This is a genomic window from Streptomyces sp. NC-S4, from assembly GCF_054353315.1.
Genome location: NZ_CM135937.1, coordinates 8,224,876 through 8,247,514 on the forward strand (window position 1 = coordinate 8,224,876; position 22,639 = coordinate 8,247,514).

Sequence of the window (22,639 nt, forward strand, 5' to 3'; positions counted from 1 at the left end):
GCCAGGGCCGCAGCACCGGCCCTGGCCCGGCCCCGCCGGGCCGGGCTTCACTGCGGGGCCATGAGACGACGACACAGGTTCACCGGCCTGCTCGGCGCGATCGCGCTGACCGCCGCCACCCTGGCCGCCGGGGGACCCGCGAACGCCGCCGGGACCCCGGCCGCGGACCCGCCGCCCGCCGAGTTCGGCACCGACTGGCACGACCCCCTCACCGCGGCCCCGCCCGTCGCCCGGCCCGCGACGCGGTCCTGCCAGGTGACCCTCGCCGAGGCACAGTTCCGCGACTTCACGCCCTACCGGGGCAGTTACGCACCGCCCGCCGCCTGCGGCACGGGCGGCTGGGCCAAGGTGGTCCTCCGCCTCGACGGCAAGGTCAGGGGCCGCCAGTACGACCGCCTCGGCCACCTCTCCCTCGGCGGGGTCGAGATCCTGCGCACCTCCACCCCGCAGCCCTCGCCCGACGGCATCACCTGGTCCGTGGAGAAGGACGTCACCCGCTACCGCGACACCCTCGCCCGCCCGCAGCCCGTCGAGATGCTCATCGGCAACGTCGTGAACGACACGTACACCGGCGTCATCGACGTCAGGGCGACCCTGACCTTCTACGCCGCCGACGGCCGCAACCCGGCCCCGGACACCCCAGACCGCGTCCTGCCCCTCACCTCCCCGTCGGTCACCACCCCGCGCAACACCGAGCGCCTCCTCGCCGAGGTGTACGCCACCGGCTCGGGCGGCGGCTGCGAGGAGTACTGGTACATGACCACCCCCGACGCGGCCCCGTACTCCTGCAAGGCCGCCGACGGCCCGTACCGCGAGGTCCGGGTGTCGGTCGACGGACAACTCGCCGGCATCGCCGCGCCGTTCCCCACGGTCTGGACCGGCGGCTGGTCCAACCCCTTCCTCTGGTACGTCACGCCCGGCCCGCGCGCCTTCGACGTCCAGCCGATCCGCTACGACCTCACCCCCTACGCCGCACTCCTCAACGACGGCCGGCCGCACCGAGTCGAGGTCTCCGTCGCCGGGGTTCCCGCCGGGCAGAGCGGCTGGAGCACCCCCACCAACCTGCTGCTCTGGCAGGACGAGGCCCGGGAGGTCGTCACCGGCGCCCTGACCCGGTACGAGCGGAGCGAGCCGGCCGGCCACTCCCGGTGGACTCCCGCCGCCCCCGGCGGGCAGCACCGCCTGGACACCGAGGGCAGCCACCGGCTGACCGTCGCCGGACACCTGAACACCTCCCACGGCCGCGTGGCCACCACCGTCACACGCGACGTACGGGGCACCTCCGTGCACCGCTGGACCGACGGCGAGAACCAGGACGCGCTCACCGCCACCTGGACCGAGGAGGAGAGCGTGACACGAGGGGCGGTCACCACACGGACCGACCGCACCTACACGATGGACGGCGAGACCACCCTCGGCGCCGGCGACCGGCTGCGCACCGTCCTCTCGCTCGGCGACCGCGCCGACACCGTCACCCTGCGCGGCGGCAGGGTCCTCGACCGCTCCCGGCTCGACGACCGGTACACGGGCGACGCCACCTACACCGCGAACGTCCCGCGCGACCAGCGGCACGCGGTCGCCACCACCTCCGCCCGCTACCGGTTGTACGGGTCCTCAGTACCCGGCGGGTGTTACGACCGGACGGTGGCCACCGCTCAGGGCACGCTGACGGTGGACCGCCGACACTGTTGAGCCGGCCGCCCCCTACGATGAGCGGCCATGGATAAGAGTGAGGCCGGCAGACAGCTGATCGACGGCCGTTTCGAGCTGGTCGCCCCCTTGGGCAGCGGGGGCATGGGCACGGTGTGGCGCGCCCGCGACATCGCCCTGCATCGTGAGGTCGCGCTCAAGGAGGTGCGCCCGCCGGACCCGGCCACCGCCGCGGCCCAGCCGGGCCTCGCGGACCAGATGCGCGAACGCGCCGTCCGCGAGGCCCGGGCCCTCGCGCGTCTCGCCCACCCCCACGTCGTGACGATCCACCACATCGTCGAGCCCGCGGAGGGCACGGACGGGCACCCGTGGATCGTCATGGAGATGGTCCGGGGCGGCTCCCTGCACGACCGTCTGGAGTCCGGCCCCATGCCGCCCGCCGAGGTGGTGCGGCTCGGCCTCGACGTGCTGTCCGCGCTGCGCGCCGCGCACGCCGAGGGGATCCTGCACCGTGACGTGAAGCCCGCCAACGTGCTGCTGCGCCCCGACGGGTCGGCCGTGCTGACCGACTTCGGCATCGCCGCGCTGCACGACTCCACCGGACTCACCGCGACCGGCGTGCTGATCGGCTCCCCGGAGTACATCGCGCCCGAGCGGGTCCGCGGGGAGGAGGGGCTGGCCGCCTCCGACCTGTGGTCGCTCGGCATGCTCCTGTACGTGGCCGCCGAGGGCACCAACCCGCTGCGCCGGGCCACCAGTCTGGCGACGGTCGTCGCGGTGCTCGACGAGCCCATCCCGGCGCCCGTGCGCTCGGGCCCGCTGGGGCCCGTACTGGAACGGCTGCTCGTCCGGGACCCGGCCGCGCGGCCCGACGGGGCGCAGCTGGAACAACTGCTCCGGGAGGCGAGCGCCGCTTCCGGATCCGGCTACGGGCCTGCGGCCTCCACGCCGGTCGCCGCCGCGCCGGCCGTGTCCGCACCGGCGGTCTCCGCGCCGACCGCGCCGGCCGCGTCCGCCGTCCCGGGGCAGTACGGCCCGTACGGCGGCCCGTACGGCTCGCCCACCCCGCCGCCGTACGGCCACGGCGCCTCCCCCTACGCGGCCCCCACCGCGGCCGTCGCGCTGACGCCCGCACCGCGCAGGCGCCCCGCCCTGATCGGCGCCGCCCTCACCGTGGTGCTGGCGGCCGCGGTCGTCGGGATCGTCCAGTTGATTCCCGACGGGAACTCCGGGGGCGACGACGCCGCCGACTCCCGTGCCACCCGGCCCGCCGTCGCCACCCCGGGCGGCACCGCCGCCGCCACCCCCGGTGCGAAGGCGAGCACTGCCAAGACCGACACGGCTCGCGGCAGCATGCTCACCCCGCAGAACATCCGGATCGCCCTGGACGCGCTCAAGGAGAAGACCGGCACCACCACCTTCGTGGACCTCAAGGTCTACGAGGGCTACGTCCTCGCCTCGATCCCCACCGCCCCCGGCGCCGATACCGTCGACGCCTGGCAGTACCGCGACGGTGCCGCCAAGCGCACCGGCCCGGACGGCACGGTCGAGGAGGGCGAGCCGCTGATCGACATGGCCACCGTCAACTGGGACGCGCTGCCCGGCCTGCTGGAGCAGTCCAAGAAGGACCTGGGCGTCGAGAAGCCGACCTCGACCTACGTGATCGTCGAACCCTGGATGATGGACCAGGTCCCCTGCATGCGGCCCTACATCACCGACGAGTACGGTCGCGGCGGCTACGTGCTCGCCGGGATCGACGGCAAGGTCAAGAAGGTCACCAAGCTCTGACATCGTCTACCCGTACGCACGTACGGTCCGACGCGTTCAGGAGTACGACCATGCCCAGTTGGCGCACCACCCTCACGGGGGCCGGCATATCCGGCCCCCGGCTGCGCGACGACTACACCCACGCCGCGCGCCGGGTGCTCCGCCGTGAGCCCGCCCCGTACCTGGCGCTGCGGCTGCTCGCCGCGCCGCCGCTGGTGCCCGCTCTCGCGGCGGGTCTCGCCTTCATGAACCTGGTCGACGACGTCGCCGAGACCGGCACCCCGCAGCAGCGGGCCGCCGGTCTCGCCGCGTTGTCCGAGCGGGTGGAGGCGGCCCTGGAGTCCGGGGACAGCCCCGACCCCCTGCTGCGGGCCTACGCGCACGCGGTGGACTCCCGGGCCCTGCCCCGGCACTGGGTCTCCCGCTTCCTGCGAGGCGCCGCCACCGCAGAGGCCGCCTTCGACGGCTTCGCCGCGGAGGAGGACTTCCAGGCGTACCTCGACGCCTACGCGTGGCCCGGGGTGCTGGTCTTCACCGGGCTGCAGTACCAGGGCGGCCCCGACCCGGAACAGGCCGCGGGCTGGCGGCGGTTCGTCGACGCCGCCCAGCGCGTGGACTTCCTCGCCGATCTCCACGGCGACCTCGCGGACGGCCGGCTCTGCATCCCGCGCGCCCGGCTCGACGAGCACCGGGTGACCCGGTCCGACCTGGAACAGGCCCGCGACACCCCGGCCGTACGCGCCCTCCTGGCCGCCGAGTGCCGGCGGGCCCGTGCGGCCCTGGACGCCGCCCGCGGCATCGGCGGCCTCGCCGAACCCGGGCTGCGTCCCGTCATCGCGACCATGACGGAGCTGATGGCGCACCAGCTGACCGCCGTGGAGCGGGCGGGTGCCGCCGCCCTGCGCCGGGACATCGGCTACGGCGTGGCGGCGCCCCTGCGGATCCTCGTCCGCGCCGCCCGCCGTCGCCTGGTGTGAACCGGCGCGGGAGTTCCCCGGTTTCTCAGTAGGCCCCGTTGACGTTGTCGATCGAGCCGTACCGCGCGGCCGCGTAGTTGCAGGCGGCGGTGATGTTGGCGACCGGGTCGTAGGAGTTCGTCGAGGTGCCGGGCACGTGGTAGGCGCGGAACGTCGGATCGATGACCTGGAGCAGTCCCTTGGACGGGATGCCGTTCCGGGCGTTGATGTCCCAGTTGTTGATCGCCAGCGGATTGCCCGAGGACTCCCGCATCACATTGCGGTGAATTCCGTTGTAGGAGCCGGGAATACCGTGCTTGGCCATGACCGCGAGGGACTCGCGGATCCACCCGTCGAGATTGTTCGGGTAGGCGGTGGCGGGCTTGGCGGCGGGCTTGGCAGCGGGTTTGGCGGCGGGCGCGAGGGTGGTCCGGGCGGCGGACCTGCTCGCACGGTCGGGCTCCGCCTGGGTGCCGAGCTGCAGCTTGATGCCGGGTCTGATGATCGACGGGTTGTCACCGACGACGCTCCGGTTCGCCGCGTAGAGCTGCTGCCAGCCGCCGCTCACGGAGTGCTTCGCCGCGATCTCCGAAAGGGTGTCGCCCGCGACCACGGAATACGTCGTGGGGGCGGCGGCCGTCTCCACCGCCCCGGCGGTGGTCGCACTGATCAGCGGGAGAGTGAGGGCCGCGCCACTGGTGCCGGCGAGCGCCAGCCTGCGGGTGATCCGGTGGTGCTTCGGCCGACGGTGCTTACCCTTTGCAGGCATGGCGGAATTCCTCACGTGGGGGGACGGGAGATCCCGGGCGGGGGGCCGTATTCGGCAGCTGACCACCAGGAACGAGGTGACCGTAGGCGAGCCCGCCGCGCGGGAACAAGACCCGAATTCCACCGATAGATCGACATCTCGCTATCGGTCGGGTAAATGACCTTGAAGGGGTATCGGCGCAATAGCCGATTCCCTTTCCGGGAAAAGGGAATCGGCTGTCTGTCGGAAATGATGTTGAGATGTCCGGTGTGTCTCACATCACGGGTCGCCGGCCGGACGGCCAATACGGTCAAGTCCGCCCGCTAAGCGCCTCATTCGGGCGACTCGCCCTTAGGTGTCAAATCGCCCATCCAGGACTCTTTCCGGCGGAATTTCGACCGCTGTGCGCCCCGGTGTCACGCCAGCCGGCCCAGGGCGGCCGTCAGGGCCGCCACCGCCCCCGGCGAGGCCGGCAGCAGGGGCAGCCGGACGTCCGGGGTCGGGATCCGCCCCTGGGCGTGCAGGACGCCCTTGACCACCGCCGGATTGGGCTCGGCGAACGCCGCCGCCGACATCCGGGCCAGCGCGTGCCCCAGCGGCCGCGCCCGGGCCACGTCGCCCTCCCGCCAGGCGGCGGCCAGCTCCACGAAGCGCTCCGTCGCCAGATGTGCCGAGGCCAGGATCCCGCCCACCGCACCCATCGCCAGCAGCGGGGACAGGTACGCGTCGTCACCGGCCAGCACCTCGAACCCGGCCGGCAGGTCGCCGAGCAGCGCCACCGCGTCCTCGCCGATGCCGCCGCCCGCGTACTTCACGCCGACGACCCCCGGCAGGGCCCCGAGCGCCCGCAGCGCGGCCGCGTCCAGGGGCTGCCCCGTCCGGTACGGGATGTGGTAGACGATCAGCGGTACCGGGCTCACCTCGGACAGCCGCGCGAAGTGCGCCAGCACCCCGGCGGCCGCGGGCCGGACGAACGGCGGCACGGTCACCAGCGCCGCCCGCACCTCCGGCCACCGGGCCAGCCGGGCCAGCGAGGCCTCGGCGGCGCGGGTGCCGCCGGCCCCCGCGCCGACGGTCAGCGCTGCGCCCCGCTCCCCGCAGACCCGGGCGCACACCGCCGTGACGAGGTCGCGCTCCGCCTCGTCGAGAGCGGCCGCCTCCGCGGTGGTGCCGAGCGCGACGATGCCGGCGGCGCCCGCGTCGAGCACCTCGTGGGCCAGCGCCTCCAGCGCCTCGGAGGCGACCTCCCCGGTGCGGGTGAAAGGAGTGATCAGCGGTACGTGGATCCCGTGCGACGGGAGGTTCTCTGCGATGTCCTGTGCCATGCCCCCGAGCCTTGCCTGCCCGAAGGATCAAATCCAGTTCGCTTTTCTTACCCGACCCGTAAGCTGAGCCGATGCTCGATGTACGACGCCTGCGCCTGCTGCGCGAACTCGCCCGCCGCGGCACCATCGCCGCCGTCGCCGAGGCCCTCAGCTTCAGCCCTTCGGCGGTCTCCCAGCAGCTCGGCGTCCTCGAACGGGAGGCCGGCCTGCCCCTGCTGGAGCGCACCGGCCGCGGGGTCCGCCTCACCCCGGCCGGCCAGAACCTGGTCGGACACGCCGAAGCGGTCCTCGAACGGCTGGAACGGGCCGACGCCGACCTCGCCGAAGCGCGCGGGGGCCTGGCCGGAGCCCTGCGCATCGGAGCCTTCCCCACCGCCACCCGGGCCATCGTCCCGGCCGCGCTGACCGCCCTCGCCCGGCGCCACCCGGGGCTGGAGCCGATGGTCTCTGAGACGGACCCCGCGGCGGTGGCGCACGCCCTGCGAGCCGGGGACCTGGACGTGGCCCTGGTGCACGAGTACGACTTCGTGCCCGCCGGGCCCGAGCCGGGCCTGGCCACCGAACCGCTCTACGCCGAGGCGATGTACCTGGCCGCGCCCGCCGCCGAGAGCCCCGTCCCGCCCGGTGGAACCGCCGAGTCCGGGGAGCCCGCCGAGTCCGGGGGAACCGCCGAGTCCGAGGGGTCCGACCAGGGCGCGGTCCTGCGCAGACACGCCCGGGCGCCCTGGATCACCGCCACCCCCGGCACCCTCTGCCACGCCATGACCCTCCGGGCCTGCCAGGCCGCCGGATTCACCCCGCGGGTCCGCCACCAGGTCGACGAGTTCGCCACCGTGCTCGCCCTCGTCGCGGCGGGCCAGGGGGTGGCCGTCGTACCGCAGCTCGGGGTCACGGGCCCGCCCGATCCGGCCGTACGCCTCACCCGCCTGCTCATGGAGCGCCGCACCCGGCTCGCCTTCCGCAGCGGAGCCGGCGCGCACCCGGCCGTGGCGGCCTTCGGCACCGCAGTTCGGGCCGCCGTACCACCGGATCTGGCCGGGTCGCGCGCCGGAACGTGACACAACTCCCGTACCGCGTGCCGTCCGTGTACGTTCGTTGATCCAGACGGATACGATCAGAGCGGGGTACGACGTGACGCATCGCGTACGAGGGGTCATCGCCCGGAGCAAGGGCGCACCGGTGGAGACGACGACGATCCTCGTGCCCGACCCGGGACCCGGCGAGGCCCTCGTCCGGGTGCAGGCCTGCGGGGTCTGCCACACCGACCTGCACTACCGTGAGGGCGGCATCAACGACGAGTTCCCCTTCCTGCTCGGCCACGAGGCCGCCGGAGTCGTCGAATCGGTCGGCCCGGACGTCACCTCCGTGGCCCCCGGCGACTTCGTGATCCTCAACTGGCGCGCGGTGTGCGGCACCTGTCGCGCCTGCAAGCGCGGACGCCCCTGGTACTGCTTCGCCACGCACAACGCCACCCAGCCCATGACCCTGGAGGACGGCACCCCGCTCTCCCCGGCCCTCGGCATCGGCGCCTTCGCCGAGAAGACCCTGGTCGCGGCCGGCCAGTGCACCAAGGTGGACCCGGCCGCGGCCCCGGCCGCCGCCGGACTCCTCGGCTGCGGAGTGATGGCCGGCCTCGGCGCCGCCCTGAACACCGGCAACGTCGGCCGGGGCGACTCCGTCGCCGTCATCGGCTGCGGGGGAGTGGGCAACGCGGCCGTGGCCGGAGCCCGCCTCGCGGGCGCCTCGCGGATCATCGCGGTGGACCTGGACGACCGGAAGCTGGAGTGGGCCCGGGGCCTCGGCGCCACCCACACCGTCAACGGGCGCACGGAAGACGTGGTCAAGGCCGTCCAGGCCCTGACCGGCGGCAACGGCGCGGACGTGGTCATCGACGCCGTGGGCCGCCCCGAGACCTACCAGCAGGCCTTCTACGCCCGCGACCTGGCCGGGACGGTCGTCCTGGTGGGCGTACCGACCCCGGAGATGAAGCTCGAACTCCCGCTCCTCGACGTCTTCGGCCGCGGCGGCGCCCTGAAGTCCTCCTGGTACGGGGACTGCCTGCCCGAGCGCGACTTCCCGCTCCTGATCGACCTCTACCTGCAGGGCCGGCTCGACCTGGACGCCTTCGTCTCCGAGACCATCCCGCTCGACGGCGTCGAGGACGCCTTCGCGCGCATGGAACGCGGCGAGGTCCTCCGCTCGGTCGTCGAGTTCTGACCTCCGGGCGGACCCCGCCGGATCGGGTCCACCTAGACTCGCACCACACCCCGCGCCCCGCCGGAACCCGGCCGGGGCGCGGCCCTTCGTCGCCCACTACCTCGTACCCCTGGGGGCCGTCCGTGACCGTCGCACACAGCTACCGCCAGCCCGGCACGGTCCTCACCGACCACCGGTTCTCCGTCCCCCTGGACCACGCCCGCCCGGACGGGGAGCGGATCGAGCTGTACGCCCGCGAGGTCGTGGCCGCGGGCAAGGACCCCGAGGCGCTGCCCTGGCTGCTCTACCTGGAGGGCGGTCCCGGCTTCGGCGCCCGCCGCTTCGTCGGCCGCCAGGCCTGGCTGGAGCGCGCGCTGACCGAGTACCGGGTGCTGCTCCTGGACCAGCGCGGAACCGGCCGCTCCACCCCGGTGAACCGGCAGACCCTGCCCCTGCGCGGCGGCCCCGCCCAGCAGGCGGAGTACCTCGCCCACTTCCGCGCCGACTCCATCGTGCGCGACGCCGAGGCCATCCGCCCCGGCCTGACCGGCGGTGCGCCCTGGACCGTGCTCGGCCAGAGCTTCGGCGGCTTCTGCACCACCCACTACCTCTCCACCGCGCCCGAAGGCCTCACCGCCGCCCTGATCACCGGCGGCCTCCCGTCCCTGACCGCCGGCGCCGACGAGGTCTACGAGGCCGCGTACCCCCGCATCGAACGCAAGAACCGGGCCCACTACGCCCGGTACCCGATGGACGTCGAGCGCGCCCGCGCGATCGCCGCCCACCTCGCGGAGCGCCCGGCGGAACTCCCCGGCGGCCACCGCCTCACCGTCGAGGGCTTCCAGTCCCTCGGCATCCTCCTCGGCGGGGGCGACGGCAGTCACCGGCTCCATTACCTGCTGGAGGACGCCTTCGTACCGACCCCCGCCGGACCCGCCCTCTCCGACGCCTTCCTGGAGAACGTCCGCGCCGAGCTCTCCTTCGCCGGGCACCCCCTCTACGCACTGGTCCACGAAGCGATCTACGCCCAGGACCCCGCCGCTCCCACCGCCTGGGCCGCCGAACGGGTACGAGCCGGCCACCCCGGCTTCGACGCGGGCAAGACCCTCGCGGGCGACGAGCCGCTGCTCTTCACCGGCGAGACCATCCACCCCTGGCACTTCACCACCGACCCGTCCCTCGCCCCGCTGCGCGAGACCGCGGACCTGCTGGCCGCCCGCACCGGCTGGCAGCCGCTCTACGATCCGGCACGCCTGGCCGCCAACGAGGTGCCGGTGGCCGCCGCCGTCTACCACGACGACATGTACGTGGACACCGCGCACTCGCTGGAGACGGCCCGGTCCGTCCGGGGTCTGCGGACCTGGGTGACGGACGAGTTCGAGCACGACGGCATCCGCGCGGGCGGCACCCGCGTCCTGGACCGCCTGCTGTCCCTGGTCCGCGACGAGGCCTGAGTCAGCCGGGCTCCACGAACGCGCGGGTCAGGTGCGCGGTGGCCAGCAGGGCGCCGCGCCGACGGGCCCGCGCCAGCAGGTCCTCCCGGGAGGCCCGGGCGGTCTCCCGGTCGCGCTCGTGGGAGTACGCCACCGCCGGGTCGGCCAGCTGCACCGCGTGCACCAGTACGTCCCCGGTGACCATCACGTCCCGGGCCCCGGCGCCCCGGTCGACCAGCACCGACTGGTGCCCGGGGGTGTGCCCGGGCGTCGGCAGCAGGGTGATGCCGGGAGCCAGCCGGTGGGTACCGGCCACCTCGTGCAGCTGCCCGCTCGCCCTCAGCGGCGCCACCGTCCAGTCCCACACCGGGTCCGCCCGGTCCAGCCCGGCCACCTCCGCGCGCTGCACCACGTACCGGGCCGCCGGGAAGAAGGGTTCCCCGTCCTCTCCCGACGACCAGCCCGTGTGGTCCTCGTGAAGGTGGGTCAGGACCACCGCCTCCACGTCGGCCGGGGCGATCCCGGCCACCGCGAGGGCCTCCGGCAGCCGCCCCGGCACCGGCGCCCAGGCCGCGGCGGGGGACCGCGCCGGGCCGACCCCGGCGTCCACCAGCACCCAGCGGCCGCCGGGCCGGGCGATCGCGAAGCACCGGAAGTCCAGCCGCCACGCCCCGTCCGGCCCGGACGCGCCCGGATCCAGCTCCCCGGCCCGCTCCCACGCTGCCTCGCCCGCCTCCGGAAAGGCGGTACGGGCCGGCTCGAAGAAGATCCCCGTGGCGTCGAGCAGCGCCACCACCCGCCCCTGTCGGTCCATTCGCCTATTGTGCGAGACATGACCGAACAACCTGACCAGCAGCCCGCCTTGCAGCCCATGCCCACCGACTGGACGCGCGCCCTCGCGGTGGTCGCCCACCCCGACGACCTCGAGTACGGGTGCGCCGCGGCCATCGCGCACTGGACGGACGGGGGCCGGGAGTTCGTCTACCTCCTCGCCACGCGCGGCGAGGCGGGCATCGACAGCATCGCCCCCGCCGACTGCGGTCCGCTGCGCGAGGCGGAGCAGCGGGCGAGCGCCGCGGTCGTCGGCGTGTCCGAGGTGGAGTTCCTGGACTACCGCGACGGCGTCGTCGAGTACGGCCTCGGCCTGCGCCGGGACATCGCCGCCGCCATCAGGCGGCACCGGCCCGAGCTGATCGTCACCCTCAACCACCGCGACACGTGGGGCGGCGCGCAGGGCGGCGGCTACTGGAACACCCCCGACCACAAGGCCGTCGGCCGGGCGGTGCTGGACGCGGCCGGGGACGCCGGGAACCGCTGGATCTTCCCCGAACTGACCGAGCAGGGCCTGGAGCCGTGGAACGGAGTGCGCTGGGTCGCGGTCGCCGGATCCGCCACCCCGACGCACGCGGTGGACGCCGGCCCCGGGCTGGAGCGCTCCATCAAGTCCCTCCTGGAGCACAAGGCGTACATCGAGGTGCTCACCGACCAGGACCCCGAGGAGTACGTCCGTACCTTCCTCACCGGGAACGCCGAGCAGGCCGCGGCCCGGTTCGGCGGCCGGCCGGCCGTGGCGTTCGAGGTCTTCCCCCGCTGACCGGCCGCCCCTAGTCTGACGATCCGTCAGTTCGGCGGGTCGTCAGCCATCGGGCCGGGGGTGCGGGACACGGTGATCGACACCATCTCCACGGAGATCGCGGAGGGTGAGGAGCGGATCAGGCTGGAGGCCGCGGACGGCGTCGCGGTCCTCACCCTGTGCCGCCCGGACCGGCTCAACGGCTGGAGCTGGGAATCCACCCGCCAGCTCGGCCTGCTCGCGGACCGGATCCGCTTCGACACGTCCGTACGGGCGGTGCTGCTGCGGGCCGAGGGACGGGCCTTCTGCGCGGGCATCGACGTGACCGCCCCGGGCGGCGCCATCACGGGCGACTCCCCGGCCGAGCGCACCCGCAACTACTACGAGGGCATCCGCTGGGTGCACGAGCGGTTCGCCGTCCTCGCCCGCCTCCCGCAGCCGGTGGTGGCCGCCGTCCAGGGCTACTGCCTCGGCTTCGGATTCGAACTGGCGCTGATGGCCGATGTCCGGGTGGCCGCCGAGGACGCCGTCTTCGCGCTCCCGGAGGCCGGGCTCGGGGTGGCGGTGGACGCGGGCGGCGACCTGCGCATCGCCCGCGAGGCGGGCGCGGGCTGGGCCAAGTACCTGGCCCTGACGGGCCGGCGCATCGACGCCGCGACGGCACAGCGGCTCCACCTCGTCCAGCTGGTGGTCCCCGGCGAGGACCTGGAGGCCGCCGCCCGCGCCGTGGTGCGGGAGATCGCCGACAACGCGCCGCTCGCCGTCCAGGGCATCAAGCGCGCGATCGACGGCTACGCCGACGCCACCCTCCCCTCGGCGCTCGACCGGGTGGCGATGACGGCGGCCCTCACCCTCACCTCGGAGGACTGCCGGGAGGGGTACACCGCCAAGGCGGCCCGCAGGCCCCCGCGCTTCAGCGGAGGCTGAGCACCGGCCGGGTCGAGAACTCCTCGTACATGCCCTCGCCGTCCGGGCCGTACGTGAACTCGGCCGCGTACGGATTGCGGTTGGCGGTGGCCAGCGGCAGCCAGCCGAGCAGATCGCCGTACCCGCCGCAGACGGCCTCCCCGCCGTCGCCGCCGTGCACCCGGGCCGGGTCCGCGCTCAGCTCCGTGCCGTAGCTGTCGTAGGCGATGTGCAGCCCGAAGGCGTTCGGTTCGTGCCGCGGGCCGGCGCCGCCCCCGTACGACGGCTCGTCCAGGGGGCACTCGTTCCCCCACCGGAACAGGGTGCCGGCCCCGGCCCCGCAGGCGTGCTCCCACTCGTCGGCGCCGGGCATCCGCAGCCCCTGCGCCGCGAGCGCGGCCGGCATCCCGGCCGCCTCCTCGGTCAGGGCCTCGTCCTCCACGGCCATGAGCACGGTGGCCAGCGTCGCGGTGCGCGGCGGGCTCAGTACGTCGGCGAGATAGGCCTTGAGGTCCTCGTGCCCGTACCCGTACCCCTCGTCCACGCTCGCCGCGAAGTCGGCGGCCTGCGCGGGGGTCGGCTCCCAGGCGTCCGGGTCGAACCCCAGCCGCACCGTCCCGCCGGGCACGAGGGCGAACTCCCGCCCCCCGCGCTCGATGCGTACGCGGTGCAGCGGCCCGCCCAGGTGGCCGACGGCGTCGAGCAGCACCACCCGGCCGCCCACCTGCGCGGCGGCCTCGTGGGCGAGACGTCCGGCGGCGGCCGGGTCGAGCGAGCGCCAGCGGTCGAGGGTCAGATCGGCGAGAGACATGGTCCGATCCTCGCACCGCCCACTGACAGCCGGCGTTCAGGGGGAGGGGGTGAAGGGGCCGCGGCCCAGCTGCGTGCGGACCGGGACCACCTCGGGGTTGACCACCGACCGGCGCTGCCAGTTCGCCCCGTCCACCACCAGCGTGTGCCCGGTGATGAACCGGGCGTACGGCGAGGCCAGGAAGGTGGCGGCCCAGCCCAGTTCGCGCGGCGCGCCGACGCGCAGGGCGGGCTGCCGGGCGTCCCGCGCGCCGGGCGCGGCGCGCCCCAGGCCGCCCCGGATGTCCTCGGTCATGTCGGCGTGCGGGAACAGCCCGGGTACGAGCCCGTTGATCTGGATCCCGTACGGGCCCCACTCGACGGCGAGCGTCTCCACCAGGCTCTTCACCCCGGCCTTGGCCGCGGCGCTGTGGGCGAAGCCCGGCCCGCCCGTCCAGGCGTACGAGGCGCCGATGTTCACGATCGAGCCGCCGGTGCCCGCGGCGAGGTGGCGGCGGCCGAACTCGCGGGTCATCAGCCAGGTGCCCGTCAGGGTGATGTCGACGACCGCCCGCCAGGCGTTCGGCGACAGGTCCTCCGCCGGGGAGGGGAAGTTCGCGGCCGCGTTGTTGACCAGTACGTCCGGCAGGCCGAAGGCGGCCTGCGCGGCGTCGAAGACCCCGGCGACCCGCTCGGGATCCCTGATGTCGCAGACGGCGGCCGTCACCCGGCCCGCGCCGGGGACGGCCGCCAACTCCTCGCGCGCCGCCTTGAGCTGATCGGCGCGCCGGCTCGCGATCACCAGATCGGCGCCGAGCCGGGCGAACTCGGCGGCGATGGCCTTGCCCAGCCCGGTGCCGCCGCCGGTCACGAGGACCACCTGGCCCTCGAAGGTCCCGGAGGGCAGGGCGGCGGCGCCGAGCGCCGGGGGCGCGGGCAGCCCGCGCCGGATCTCGTCCGTCATGGGGCATCGATAGCGCGCGGGCGCCGAGATCGCCATCCCCCGGACCGGGCGGACCGGCCGCACCGGCCCGGGAGCGGGGTCCGCGACCCCTGGCGGTCAGCCCTTCGGGGCGTACGCCTGCTTGCTCGCGCAGGTCCAGACCACGGCCTTGCTCTCGCGCGTCTCCCGGTCGGTCATCATCCCGGCGACGCGGTCGTCGTCGGTGGCCGCGAAGGCCCGGCTCAGCGGCACGCCCGGGGTTCCGGCAGGGAAGGGCAGCACCAGCGGCTCCCCCTTGCCGGGCCAGTAGACGGCCTGGAAGAAACTGGGCCAGCTCTCCTCGAAGTTGGTGGCCGTGCCGACGGCCACGTTCGTGGTCGGGCTGCTGCCGGAGAGCTCCAGGTCGTGGTAGCCCTTGGCCCGGCCCGGGTCGGTGGGCAGCGCGTCGTACGGCTTCTTCCAGACGGCCGGGGTCAGCTTCGGGTCGTTGCGGTAGTAGTAGTCCTCCAGGCCCACCACCCGGCCGCGGTCGTCGATGTCCCGGCCGACCGTCGAGAACGAGGAGTGGTAGCCGTTCCACACCTCGAGGCTGTAGGGCGGGTAGCCGCCGGCCGGCCAGACCACCGGAAAGGTCTTGGTGACCATGATGTCGTTCTCGGCGTCGAAGTACGCGCCGGAGACCGTGCCGAGGATGTCACCGCGCTTGTTGATGCCGCTCAGCGAGGTGACCTTGCTGCCGGCGATCGCGTCGGCCGGGACCGGCAGTTCGCGCACTACCTTCCCGTTCACCCACTCCTTGGCGACGCCCTTCTCGGCGTAGACGACCCGCCCCGACTCGTTGACGTCGACGTCGAAGACACGTCCCTCCAGGCCCGGAGAGCCGAGCGGCTCGGAGGTCGTGGAGCCCTGCTGGTGGGTGAACGCGACCATGGACTGGTCCGAGGTGCGGGTGGCCGTGCCCACCATCAGGCCCTTGGCGCTGACCGCCTTGACGCTGCCGCGGTCGAAGCCGGCGGGCAGCGGGACAGGGTGGACCGTGTGCTCGGCGCCGGTCCAGTAGACGGGCAGGCCGGCGCTGTCGCCGACCACGGTCCCGCCGGTGCCGAAGCCCACCGCGGTGGAGCCCGTCGACCCGGGCAGTCCCGGAAGGATCTCGATCCCCGGAGTGCAGGAGGCCGCCGTGCCCGCTGCCGAGGCCGGACCGGCCGCGGTGATCAGGCCCGCCAGAACGATCGCGGCTCCGGCCGCGGACATGCTTCTTCTCATGTGGTGGTCCCCCCTGGACAGGTGCTGTTCCCCGTTGAGTCATGACACGTGCACGCCACATGTTGCCTGATCTTGAGACGGATGTGGCCTGAATGACGCGTGTTGATCCGGACCGGATGGTTCTCCACCTCGACCGATGGTTCACAGGAGGGCAAGCGACCGCTTAGTATGCGCGCGGAGCGTGTGGTTCATCGACGGCGGCTGGAGGCCCCGGATGCAGGCATGGCGAGTACATACCCCCGGCGAACCCCGAGAGGCACTTCGTCTCGAAGAGATTCCCGAACCGGTGCCGGGAGAGGGCGAGGTGCGGCTGCAGGTGCTCGCGGCGAACCTCAACTTCCCCGACGCGCTGCTCGTCCGCGGCCAGTACCAGATCCGCCCGCCGCTGCCCTTCACCCCCGGCGTCGAGATCTGCGGCCTCACCGACGACGGGCGCCGCGTCATCGCCACCCCGAGCCTGCCCCACGGCGGCTTCGCCGAGTACGTCATCGCCTCCGAGCGGGCCCTGCTCCCGGCCCCCGAGAGCCTGAACGACGCCCAGGCCGCGGCCCTGCACATCGGCTACCAGACCGGCTGGTTCGGCCTGCACCGCCGGGCGCGCCTCCAGCCGGGCGAGACCCTCCTCGTGCACGCCGCCGCCGGCGGGGTCGGCAGCGCCGCCGTCCAGCTCGGCAAGGCCGCCGGGGCCACCGTCATCGGGGTCGTCGGAGGCAAGGCCAAGGCGCGCACCGCCGAGGAACTCGGCTGCGACCTGGTGATCGACCGTACGGCCGAGGACGTCGTCTCCCGGGTCAAGGAGTTCACCGGCGGGCGCGGCGCCGACGTGATCTACGACCCCGTGGGCGGCGCCTCGTACACCGCCTCCGCCAAGTGCGTGGCCTTCGAGGGCCGCATCGTCGTCGTCGGCTTCGCGAGCGGAGACATCCCCGCCCCCGCCCTCAACCACGCCCTCGTCAAGAACTACGCGATCCTCGGCCTTCACTGGGGCCTGTACGCCGCGAAGGACCCGGCCGCGATCCTGGCCTGCCACACCGAACTCACCCGCCTCGCCGACGAAGGCGCCATCAAGCCCCTCGTCAGCGAACTCGTCGCACTCCCCGCCGTGGCCGACGCCGTGCAGCGGCTCGCCGACGGGACCACCACCGGCCGCGTCGTCCTGGCCATGCCCCGGCAGCCGGGTGTGTCCCGATGACCGCGATCACCGCCGAGCACCTGCTCGCACGCGTCCGGGGCCTGCTCGCCGCGCACCCGCCCGCCGACACCGACCGCGCCGACTTCCTGCGGGCCCGCTTCGACGCCGGCCTCGCCTGGGTCCACTACCCCGAGGGCCTCGGCGGACTCGGCGCGCCCCGCTCCCTCCAGGCCGCCGTCGACGCCGAACTGGCGGCCGCCGGCGCACCCGACAACGACCCGCGCCGCATCGGCATCGGCCTCGGCATGGCCGCCCCCACGATCCTCGCGTACGGCACCGACGAGCAGAAGCGGCGCTTCCTGCGGCCCCTGTGGACCGGCGAGGAAGTATGGTGCCAGCTCTTCAGCGAGCCCGGTGCAGGATCCGACCTCGCCGCGCTCGGCACCCGCGCGGTCCGCGAGAGCGGCTCCGGCGACTGGATCGTCGACGGCCAGAAGGTGTGGACCTCCAGCGCCCACACCGCCCGCTGGGCCATCCTGATCGCCCGCACCGACCCCGGGCTCCCCAAGCACCAGGGCATCACCTACTTCCTCTGCGACATGCACGGCCCGGGCGTCGAGGTCCGGCCGCTGCGCCAGATCACCGGCGAGGCCGAGTTCAACGAGGTCTTCCTCACCGGCGTCCGCATTCCCGACGCGCACCGCCTCGGCGCCGTCGGCGAGGGCTGGGCGGTCGCCCGCACCACCCTGATGAACGAGCGGGTCTCCATCGGCGGCATGCGCATCCCGCGCGAGGGCGGCATGATCGCCCCCGTCGCCGCCGCCTGGCGCGACCGCCCCGAGCTGCGCACCCACGCCCTCCACCAGCGGCTCCTGGAGCTCTGGGTCGAGGCCGAGGTCGCCCGCCTCACCGGGGAACGGCTGCGCCAGCAGCTCGCCGTCGGACAGCCCGGTCCCGAGGGGTCGGGCATGAAGCTCACCTTCGCCCGGCTCAACCAGGAGATCAGCGGACTGGAGGTCGAACTCCTCGCGGAGGAGGGCCTCCTGTACGACGACTGGACCATGCGCCGGCCCGACGGCGTCGACTTCACCGGCCGCGAGGCCGGCTACCGCTACCTGCGCGCCAAGGGCAACAGCATCGAGGGCGGCACCAGCGAAATCCTCCTCAACATCGTCGCCGAACGCGTCCTCGGCCTGCCCCCCGAGCCGCGCGACGACAAGGACCTCGCCTGGAAGGACCTGAGCCGATGACCACCCCGGCGGCACCGAGCGACCTGCTCTACTCCCAGGCCGAGGAGGAGCTCCGCTCCGCCGTGCGCGCGCTCCTGGCCGACCGCTGCGACGCGAGGAGCGTCCTCGACCGGGCCGGTACGGACCGGCCGCACGACCCCGCGCTCTGGCACACCCTCGCCGTCGGGATCGGCGCGGCCGGTCTCCTCGTCCCCGAGAAGCTCGGCGGGCAGGGCGCGAGCCACCGCGAGGCGGCCGTGGTCCTCGAGGAGCTCGGCCGGGCGGTGGCGCCCGTCCCGTACCTGACGAGCGCCGTGCTCGCCACGGAGATCCTGCTCGGCTGCGACACCGCGGAATCCGCGGCGCTGCTGCGGGAGCTGGCCTCGGGTCGCACCGTGTGCGTCCCGGCCGTGCCGCTGACCCTGGCTCCGGGCGCGCCCCTCCCGGCCTCCGTCCACGACCTCGGCGACGGGACCCTGACCGGCGCGGTCACCTCCGTGGCGGACGCGGTGGCCGCCGACGTCCTGCTGGTCCTGGCCGACACCGGGCTGTACGCCGTCCCGGCCGCCACCGCGGGGCTGGCCCCCCGGGTCCCGCTGGACCTGACCCGCCCGCTCGCCACCGTCACCCTGGAGGCCGCGGCCGGCACCCGGCTCGCCGACGCCGGAACGGCCCGGGCGGCCGTCGCCGGAGCGCTGCTCTCCGGGGCCGGACTGCTCGCCTCCGAGCAGCTCGGGCTCGCCGAGTGGTGTCTGAAGGAGACGGTCGGCCACGTCCGGGGCCGCCACCAGTTCAACCGCCCCGTGGGTTCCTTCCAGGCCCTCAAGCACCGCCTCGCCCGGCTCTGGCTCGACGTGGCCTCCGCGCGCGCGGCGGCGCGGGCCGCGGCCGACGCGCTGGCAACCGAGGCCCCCGACGCCCCGCTGACGGTCGCCGTGGCCCAGGCCTACTGCTCGGGCGTGGCCGTCCGCGCCGCCGAGGAGTGCGTACAGCTGCACGGCGGGATCGGCATGACCTGGGAACATCCGGCCCACCTCTACCTCAAGCGGGCCAAGGCCGATTCCCTCGCCCTCGGCACGGCGGGCCACCACCGCGGCCTGGTCGCGGACTTTGCGGAACTCCCCGCGCCGTAGTACGGCCGTGGTCTTCGCCTGACAGGTCGGCAGCTTTCGGCGGTGTGCGGCCGCGTCGTCCCCAGGGGCCGGTGGGGATCGGCGTTGTCCGCGGCGGCGCCAGTACGACCGGTGCAGGATGTGGCCACTGTTCGCCCGTGGCCGGGTGAGGCGCGTGATCAGGCGTCGGATTTCGGGGAGGAGAGGGGATGAGCGGGGTGGATCCGTCTCTGCTGTCCCGGCGCCAAGTTCCCTGGCGCGTGGGCGGCGATGACGCGAGGGTGATGTGGCGTTGCCCGCCGGGGTTCAGCAGGGACACCACGGGCAGGAGCAGGCCCGCGGCAGCGGCCGTCAGCAGCAGCGCGGGCCGCAGGACCGGATCCCCCGCGGCGGTCCGCACCCCGTCGGCCGCCCCTGCCAGGAGGCCCTCCCCGTGAGGGGACCGTTCGACGTCGAGGGCCGGCCGGACGCAGACGAGCACCACGAGGACGATCGCGAAGGTGACCGCATCGGCGACCGCCGCGCCGGTCAGCCCCGCGGACGCGACGAGCAGGGCGCCCACCGGAGCCCCGAGCAGCGAGGCCATCTGGCTGCCGGCCTGCTGCATGGCCAACGCCCGCGGGAGTTGCTCCTTGCCCACCAGGCGGCGGGGCATGGACCCGGTGGCCGGCAGGTAGAACGCGTCGACCGTGCCGATGACGACGGCGACCGCGACGAGGAGCCAGGGTGACGCGCCCAGGCGCAGGCCCATCAGGGCCAGTACGAGCGTGGCCGTGAGCATCACGGCGTCCCCGGCGATCATCACCCGGCGAGCGCCGAACCGGTCACCGACCGCACCACCCGGCAACAGCAGCAGGGTGCGCGGAAGGGTGATGGCGGTCAGGACCAGGGCGCCCGTCCCGCCACTATGGGCACTGGCTGCCCAGCCGAGCGCGAAGTACAGGACGGCATCGCCGAGGAGCGAGGCACGGGTGCCGATGAGCCAGACGAGATAGACGCGGGGAAGGGCGGCCGGGCGTGCTTGACGTGAAGCCCCGCCGCCTCGGCCCGGTCTTGCTTCGGCGGGACCTCGGCCGGCAGGCTGCCGGAGGTCGCTGGGCTGCCTGCCGGTCGGTGTCAGGGGCGCCCCTGAGCTCGGGATATTGAGGGCAACCGCCCCGCATCGGCAACTTGGCTAAATAGGTACATCAAAGGATGTACCTCACATGTCGTCCCTCGCGTCGATTCGGTGATCCCTGCAGGTCTCTACGGTTTTTCGTATGGCATCACTGAACGGTGGGACCGGAACACAGGACATGCCGGCGTGGCGGACAGTGGCCACTCCGATCCTGTTCGCCGTGGCTCTTCCACTGGCCGTGTTCTATGCCCTGCGGTCGCAGGGGATCGGACAATGGCTGGCACTGACCGCCAGCGGGGCGGTCCCGGCGGTCCGCATGGCCATCGTGGCCGCCGCACGGCGTCGCGTGGACAGCTTTGAGGCGTTCATGATCGGCATGCTGGCGGTGCGCGTCGTGACGTCGCTGCTCGTCGGCAGTCCCCGGGTCATCCTCGTCAAGGACGCCGGACTCTCGGCGGCCGCCGGGCTCTGGATCCTGGGCTCGCTCCTCGTGGCGAAGCCCTTCGCCTTCCAGGCCGGCCAGTCCTGGCACGGGCCCGCCGCCGCGCGCACCCGGGAAGCGGCCTGGAGCGTCTCGCCGGCGTTGCGCAGCGGACTGACCCGGCTGACGGTCCTGTGGGGCTGCGCCCAACTGCTGGACTGTGGTGCAGGAGTGCTCGTCGCCCTGCTGCTTCCGGTGGAGTCGGTTCCGGCACTCAACCGCGCGAAGGGACTGGCGCTGCTGTGCGTCGTCGTCCTCGTCACCGTCTCCTACAGCCGCCGCTACGGGCGGCGGCACGCACTGTCCCTCTTCGGTTCGTCACCCCTGATCACCAGAAGGGAAGGCTGATCACCATGACTCTCCACCGGACTGAGGCCAAAGAACCCACAGCCCCCTCATCCCCCGCCCCCGAGAGACTGCGCGCGACGCTCGCGGAGCTGCGGCGTCTGGCCGGACTCCCGCTCGAACGCGGCCAAACGCTGCCACCCCAGGCCTACACCTCCCCCGAGCTGTACGAATGGGAAGTCGAACGGATCTTCCGGCGGGAGTGGCTGTGCGTGGCGCGGGCCGAGGAGATTCCACAGCCTGGAAGTTACCTGCGGTTGGACATCCTCGGCACGCCACTGGTGATCACCAGGGACGAGGAGGGCGAGCTGCATGCCCTGTCCCGGGTGTGCCGCCACCGGTTCATGGACCTCCTGCCGCCGGAGACCGCGCCCGAGCACGGCTGCCTGGAACGGCTGACCTGCCCCTACCACACCTGGACCTATCGGCTGAACGGCCAGTACGCGGGGCAGCTCGCCGGTGCTCCACTGATGCAGCGGGTCGACTTCGACCGGGCCGGCTGCCGGCTCCCGGCGCACCGCGTCGAGGTCTGGAACGGCTTTGTCATGCTCAACCTCGACCCCGGTGCGGGGCCGGCGGCTCCCGAATTGCACGGGCTGGACCTGCGGCTGACCAGCCATGGCATCGCGAACTGGGTGAGTGTCCACACCCAGACCTGGGAGGGCGTACCCGCCAACTGGAAGGTGGCGGTGGAGAACGGCTCCGAGAACTACCACCACATGGGTACGCATGCGCAGAGCCTGGATCCGGTGCTCCCGGGCCGCTACACGGAAGTCGACGAGTGCGACGGTCGCTGGTTCACGATGTTCACCCCACTGTCGGACGCCGAGCGGGGCGGCACGGGTCTGGGAAGGCATTCAAGATCCGGCCGGGGATCGCGGCCGGGGATGCTCATCGCCGGAATCTTCCCGCAGTTCGTCCTGGCGGTACTGCCTGACAGCGCGATCAGCATCCGCTGGCTGCCCACCGGTCCCGCCACCCACGACACTCGGATAACGGCCATGGTTCCGCCCGGAGTGCCGGACACACCCGGTTTCGCAGAGCAACTGGTCGGCATACGCGCCCAGATCGCCCGGATCCAGGAAGAAGATCTGGTGGCCGTCCGCGGAGTTCAGCGTGGCCTGGCCTCCCACCCGACCCCGTCCAACGGCCGGTTCTCCCATCTGGAACGCCCGTTGTGGCAGTTCCAGCGCTACCTCGCGGAGCGACTGCTGTGACCGCTGCCAGGCATCGCCGCCCGCGTCGGCCGCATACGGGAAGCGGGGTGCGCAACCTGGGCCGTCCGGCGCGGATCCTGTGCGCTGACGCATCAGGGGTGCACGAGGCGGGGGCGGCGCTGTCCGCTCTGCGCGTCGTACGCGGCCAAGCCGGGCCTGGGTGAGCCCGCTGGTGGATACCGCGCTCGCCGCTGTCGATGTCGCCGCGGTCGTCTGCGAAGTCCGTAGTACCTTCGCCCGCCGCCATGTCCTGGCGGTTCAGAACACGATCCGCGCCGCCCGCGCCACGGCGGCCCCCGCGTGGGACGGAGCCCCGGCCACGACCGCATCGGCGGCGGTGAGCCCCTGTCGGGGCCGGGCGAGCCGGACCCCTTCGGGGCGCGTGCGGGGCGCCCTGCCTGTTGAGACCCACGGGCGCACCGAAGTCGGCTGACGCCGACAGCCCGAACGGACC

General features: G+C 73.8%; 20 protein-coding genes. 13 read left to right on the forward strand and 7 right to left on the reverse strand.

The genetic code is table 11. The annotated features are described in order from the left end of the window. Nucleotides 1-60 precede the first annotated feature (60 nt). The 3 genes from ACXNSR_RS36835 to ACXNSR_RS36845 are packed head-to-tail and all read left to right on the forward strand — an operon-like array spanning nucleotide 61 to nucleotide 4,394. Nucleotides 61-1,692: a peptide-N4-asparagine amidase gene (locus ACXNSR_RS36835; RefSeq protein WP_458639683.1), complete on the forward strand. Its 1,632-nt coding sequence runs from the start codon at nucleotides 61-63 to the stop codon at nucleotides 1,690-1,692. A 27-nt stretch (nucleotides 1,693-1,719) separates the two neighbouring features. Continuing rightward, complete coding sequence (locus ACXNSR_RS36840; protein ID WP_458639684.1) at nucleotides 1,720-3,438, forward strand: serine/threonine-protein kinase; 1,719 nt, start codon at nucleotides 1,720-1,722, stop codon at nucleotides 3,436-3,438. Between the two features lie 50 nt (nucleotides 3,439-3,488). Continuing rightward, nucleotides 3,489-4,394, forward strand: coding sequence for a squalene/phytoene synthase family protein (locus ACXNSR_RS36845; protein ID WP_458639685.1), 906 nt, complete (start codon nucleotides 3,489-3,491; stop codon nucleotides 4,392-4,394). A 25-nt stretch (nucleotides 4,395-4,419) separates the two neighbouring features. Here the strand turns inward: ACXNSR_RS36845 and ACXNSR_RS36850 are convergent, their stop codons facing one another. Both ACXNSR_RS36850 and ACXNSR_RS36855 read right to left on the reverse strand, forming a co-directional pair. After that, entirely contained in the window at nucleotides 4,420-5,142 is a 723-nt protein-coding gene (locus tag ACXNSR_RS36850; protein WP_458639686.1) for a transglycosylase SLT domain-containing protein, read from the reverse strand. A gap of 395 nt (nucleotides 5,143-5,537) precedes the next feature. Continuing rightward, nucleotides 5,538-6,446 (reverse strand): dihydrodipicolinate synthase family protein, encoded by a 909-nt coding sequence (locus ACXNSR_RS36855; RefSeq protein ID WP_458639687.1) that lies wholly within the window; start codon nucleotides 6,444-6,446, stop codon nucleotides 5,538-5,540. A gap of 71 nt (nucleotides 6,447-6,517) precedes the next feature. Here ACXNSR_RS36855 and ACXNSR_RS36860 point away from each other — a divergent pair, with 71 nt between their 5' ends. From ACXNSR_RS36860 to ACXNSR_RS36870, 3 genes are all read left to right on the forward strand, one after another. Beyond that, nucleotides 6,518-7,504 carry a LysR substrate-binding domain-containing protein gene (locus ACXNSR_RS36860; protein ID WP_458639688.1) on the forward strand — a complete coding sequence of 329 codons (987 nt, stop codon included), beginning with the start codon at nucleotides 6,518-6,520 and terminating at the stop codon, nucleotides 7,502-7,504. Nucleotides 7,505-7,577: 73 nt separating this feature from the next. Then, nucleotides 7,578-8,663 (forward strand): S-(hydroxymethyl)mycothiol dehydrogenase, encoded by a 1,086-nt coding sequence (locus tag ACXNSR_RS36865; protein WP_314247657.1) that lies wholly within the window; start codon nucleotides 7,578-7,580, stop codon nucleotides 8,661-8,663. Nucleotides 8,664-8,785: 122 nt separating this feature from the next. Continuing rightward, nucleotides 8,786-10,096 (forward strand): alpha/beta fold hydrolase, encoded by a 1,311-nt coding sequence (locus tag ACXNSR_RS36870; RefSeq protein WP_458639689.1) that lies wholly within the window; start codon nucleotides 8,786-8,788, stop codon nucleotides 10,094-10,096. A 1-nt stretch (nucleotide 10,097) separates the two neighbouring features. Here the strand turns inward: ACXNSR_RS36870 and ACXNSR_RS36875 are convergent, their stop codons facing one another. After that, nucleotides 10,098-10,889, reverse strand: coding sequence for an MBL fold metallo-hydrolase (locus tag ACXNSR_RS36875; protein WP_458639690.1), 792 nt, complete (start codon nucleotides 10,887-10,889; stop codon nucleotides 10,098-10,100). Between the two features lie 18 nt (nucleotides 10,890-10,907). Between ACXNSR_RS36875 and ACXNSR_RS36880 the strand changes: the two genes are divergently transcribed. Together ACXNSR_RS36880 and ACXNSR_RS36885 are read left to right on the forward strand one after the other, a co-directional pair. Next, nucleotides 10,908-11,669, forward strand: a complete 762-nt coding sequence (locus tag ACXNSR_RS36880) for a PIG-L deacetylase family protein (RefSeq protein WP_458639691.1) — start codon at nucleotides 10,908-10,910, stop codon at nucleotides 11,667-11,669. 72 nt (nucleotides 11,670-11,741) lie between these two features. Next, entirely contained in the window at nucleotides 11,742-12,575 is an 834-nt protein-coding gene (locus tag ACXNSR_RS36885) for an enoyl-CoA hydratase/isomerase family protein (protein WP_458639692.1), read from the forward strand. Here ACXNSR_RS36885 and ACXNSR_RS36890 read toward each other — a convergent pair. From ACXNSR_RS36890 to ACXNSR_RS36900, 3 genes are all read right to left on the reverse strand, one after another. Continuing rightward, nucleotides 12,562-13,365, reverse strand: coding sequence for a hypothetical protein (locus ACXNSR_RS36890; protein WP_458639693.1), 804 nt, complete (start codon nucleotides 13,363-13,365; stop codon nucleotides 12,562-12,564). The two genes, ACXNSR_RS36885 and ACXNSR_RS36890, sit on opposite strands and share 14 nt — an antisense overlap. 36 nt (nucleotides 13,366-13,401) lie before the next feature. Beyond that, nucleotides 13,402-14,307 carry an SDR family oxidoreductase gene (locus ACXNSR_RS36895; protein WP_458639694.1) on the reverse strand — a complete coding sequence of 302 codons (906 nt, stop codon included), beginning with the start codon at nucleotides 14,305-14,307 and terminating at the stop codon, nucleotides 13,402-13,404. 96 nt (nucleotides 14,308-14,403) lie between these two features. After that, nucleotides 14,404-15,552: a hypothetical protein gene (locus ACXNSR_RS36900; protein WP_458639695.1), complete on the reverse strand. Its 1,149-nt coding sequence runs from the start codon at nucleotides 15,550-15,552 to the stop codon at nucleotides 14,404-14,406. A gap of 214 nt (nucleotides 15,553-15,766) precedes the next feature. Here ACXNSR_RS36900 and ACXNSR_RS36905 point away from each other — a divergent pair, with 214 nt between their 5' ends. Genes ACXNSR_RS36905 through ACXNSR_RS36915 form a run of 3 tightly spaced genes read left to right on the forward strand, consistent with a single transcriptional unit; the run spans nucleotide 15,767 to nucleotide 19,046 of the window. Continuing rightward, nucleotides 15,767-16,744, forward strand: coding sequence for an NADPH:quinone oxidoreductase family protein (locus ACXNSR_RS36905; protein WP_458643490.1), 978 nt, complete (start codon nucleotides 15,767-15,769; stop codon nucleotides 16,742-16,744). After that, nucleotides 16,741-17,934, forward strand: coding sequence for an acyl-CoA dehydrogenase family protein (locus ACXNSR_RS36910; RefSeq protein WP_458639696.1), 1,194 nt, complete (start codon nucleotides 16,741-16,743; stop codon nucleotides 17,932-17,934). Before ACXNSR_RS36905 ends, ACXNSR_RS36910 begins: the two co-directional genes overlap by 4 nt. After that, nucleotides 17,931-19,046: an acyl-CoA dehydrogenase family protein gene (locus ACXNSR_RS36915; RefSeq protein ID WP_458639697.1), complete on the forward strand. Its 1,116-nt coding sequence runs from the start codon at nucleotides 17,931-17,933 to the stop codon at nucleotides 19,044-19,046. Before ACXNSR_RS36910 ends, ACXNSR_RS36915 begins: the two co-directional genes overlap by 4 nt. On the opposite strand, the gene ACXNSR_RS36920 is transcribed toward ACXNSR_RS36915, so the two are convergent. Beyond that, entirely contained in the window at nucleotides 18,955-20,166 is a 1,212-nt protein-coding gene (locus tag ACXNSR_RS36920) for an MFS transporter (RefSeq protein WP_458643491.1), read from the reverse strand. The two genes, ACXNSR_RS36915 and ACXNSR_RS36920, sit on opposite strands and share 92 nt — an antisense overlap. A 154-nt stretch (nucleotides 20,167-20,320) precedes the next feature. Between ACXNSR_RS36920 and ACXNSR_RS36925 the strand changes: the two genes are divergently transcribed. Both ACXNSR_RS36925 and ACXNSR_RS36930 read left to right on the forward strand, forming a co-directional pair. Then, nucleotides 20,321-20,971, forward strand: a complete 651-nt coding sequence (locus ACXNSR_RS36925) for a VC0807 family protein (protein WP_458643492.1) — start codon at nucleotides 20,321-20,323, stop codon at nucleotides 20,969-20,971. 5 nt (nucleotides 20,972-20,976) lie between these two features. After that, a complete protein-coding gene (locus ACXNSR_RS36930; RefSeq protein WP_458639698.1) occupies nucleotides 20,977-22,185 on the forward strand; it encodes an aromatic ring-hydroxylating oxygenase subunit alpha in 1,209 nt (402 codons plus the stop codon). Nucleotides 22,186-22,639: the final 454 nt, after the last annotated feature.

Coding starts and splice junctions, on each gene's coding strand:
- ACXNSR_RS36895 (WP_458639694.1), bottom strand. CDS start 14,307: ATGACGGACGAGATCCGGCGCGGGCTGCCCGCGCCCCCGGCGCTCGGC.
- ACXNSR_RS36860 (WP_458639688.1), top strand. CDS start 6,518: ATGCTCGATGTACGACGCCTGCGCCTGCTGCGCGAACTCGCCCGCCGC.
- ACXNSR_RS36850 (WP_458639686.1), bottom strand. CDS start 5,142: ATGCCTGCAAAGGGTAAGCACCGTCGGCCGAAGCACCACCGGATCACC.
- ACXNSR_RS36915 (WP_458639697.1), top strand. CDS start 17,931: ATGACCACCCCGGCGGCACCGAGCGACCTGCTCTACTCCCAGGCCGAG.
- ACXNSR_RS36880 (WP_458639691.1), top strand. CDS start 10,908: ATGACCGAACAACCTGACCAGCAGCCCGCCTTGCAGCCCATGCCCACC.
- ACXNSR_RS36890 (WP_458639693.1), bottom strand. CDS start 13,365: ATGTCTCTCGCCGATCTGACCCTCGACCGCTGGCGCTCGCTCGACCCG.
- ACXNSR_RS36930 (WP_458639698.1), top strand. CDS start 20,977: ATGACTCTCCACCGGACTGAGGCCAAAGAACCCACAGCCCCCTCATCC.
- ACXNSR_RS36840 (WP_458639684.1), top strand. CDS start 1,720: ATGGATAAGAGTGAGGCCGGCAGACAGCTGATCGACGGCCGTTTCGAG.
- ACXNSR_RS36905 (WP_458643490.1), top strand. CDS start 15,767: ATGCAGGCATGGCGAGTACATACCCCCGGCGAACCCCGAGAGGCACTT.
- ACXNSR_RS36900 (WP_458639695.1), bottom strand. CDS start 15,552: ATGAGAAGAAGCATGTCCGCGGCCGGAGCCGCGATCGTTCTGGCGGGC.
- ACXNSR_RS36875 (WP_458639690.1), bottom strand. CDS start 10,889: ATGGACCGACAGGGGCGGGTGGTGGCGCTGCTCGACGCCACGGGGATC.
- ACXNSR_RS36835 (WP_458639683.1), top strand. CDS start 61: ATGAGACGACGACACAGGTTCACCGGCCTGCTCGGCGCGATCGCGCTG.
- ACXNSR_RS36845 (WP_458639685.1), top strand. CDS start 3,489: ATGCCCAGTTGGCGCACCACCCTCACGGGGGCCGGCATATCCGGCCCC.
- ACXNSR_RS36910 (WP_458639696.1), top strand. CDS start 16,741: ATGACCGCGATCACCGCCGAGCACCTGCTCGCACGCGTCCGGGGCCTG.
- ACXNSR_RS36925 (WP_458643492.1), top strand. CDS start 20,321: ATGCCGGCGTGGCGGACAGTGGCCACTCCGATCCTGTTCGCCGTGGCT.
- ACXNSR_RS36855 (WP_458639687.1), bottom strand. CDS start 6,446: ATGGCACAGGACATCGCAGAGAACCTCCCGTCGCACGGGATCCACGTA.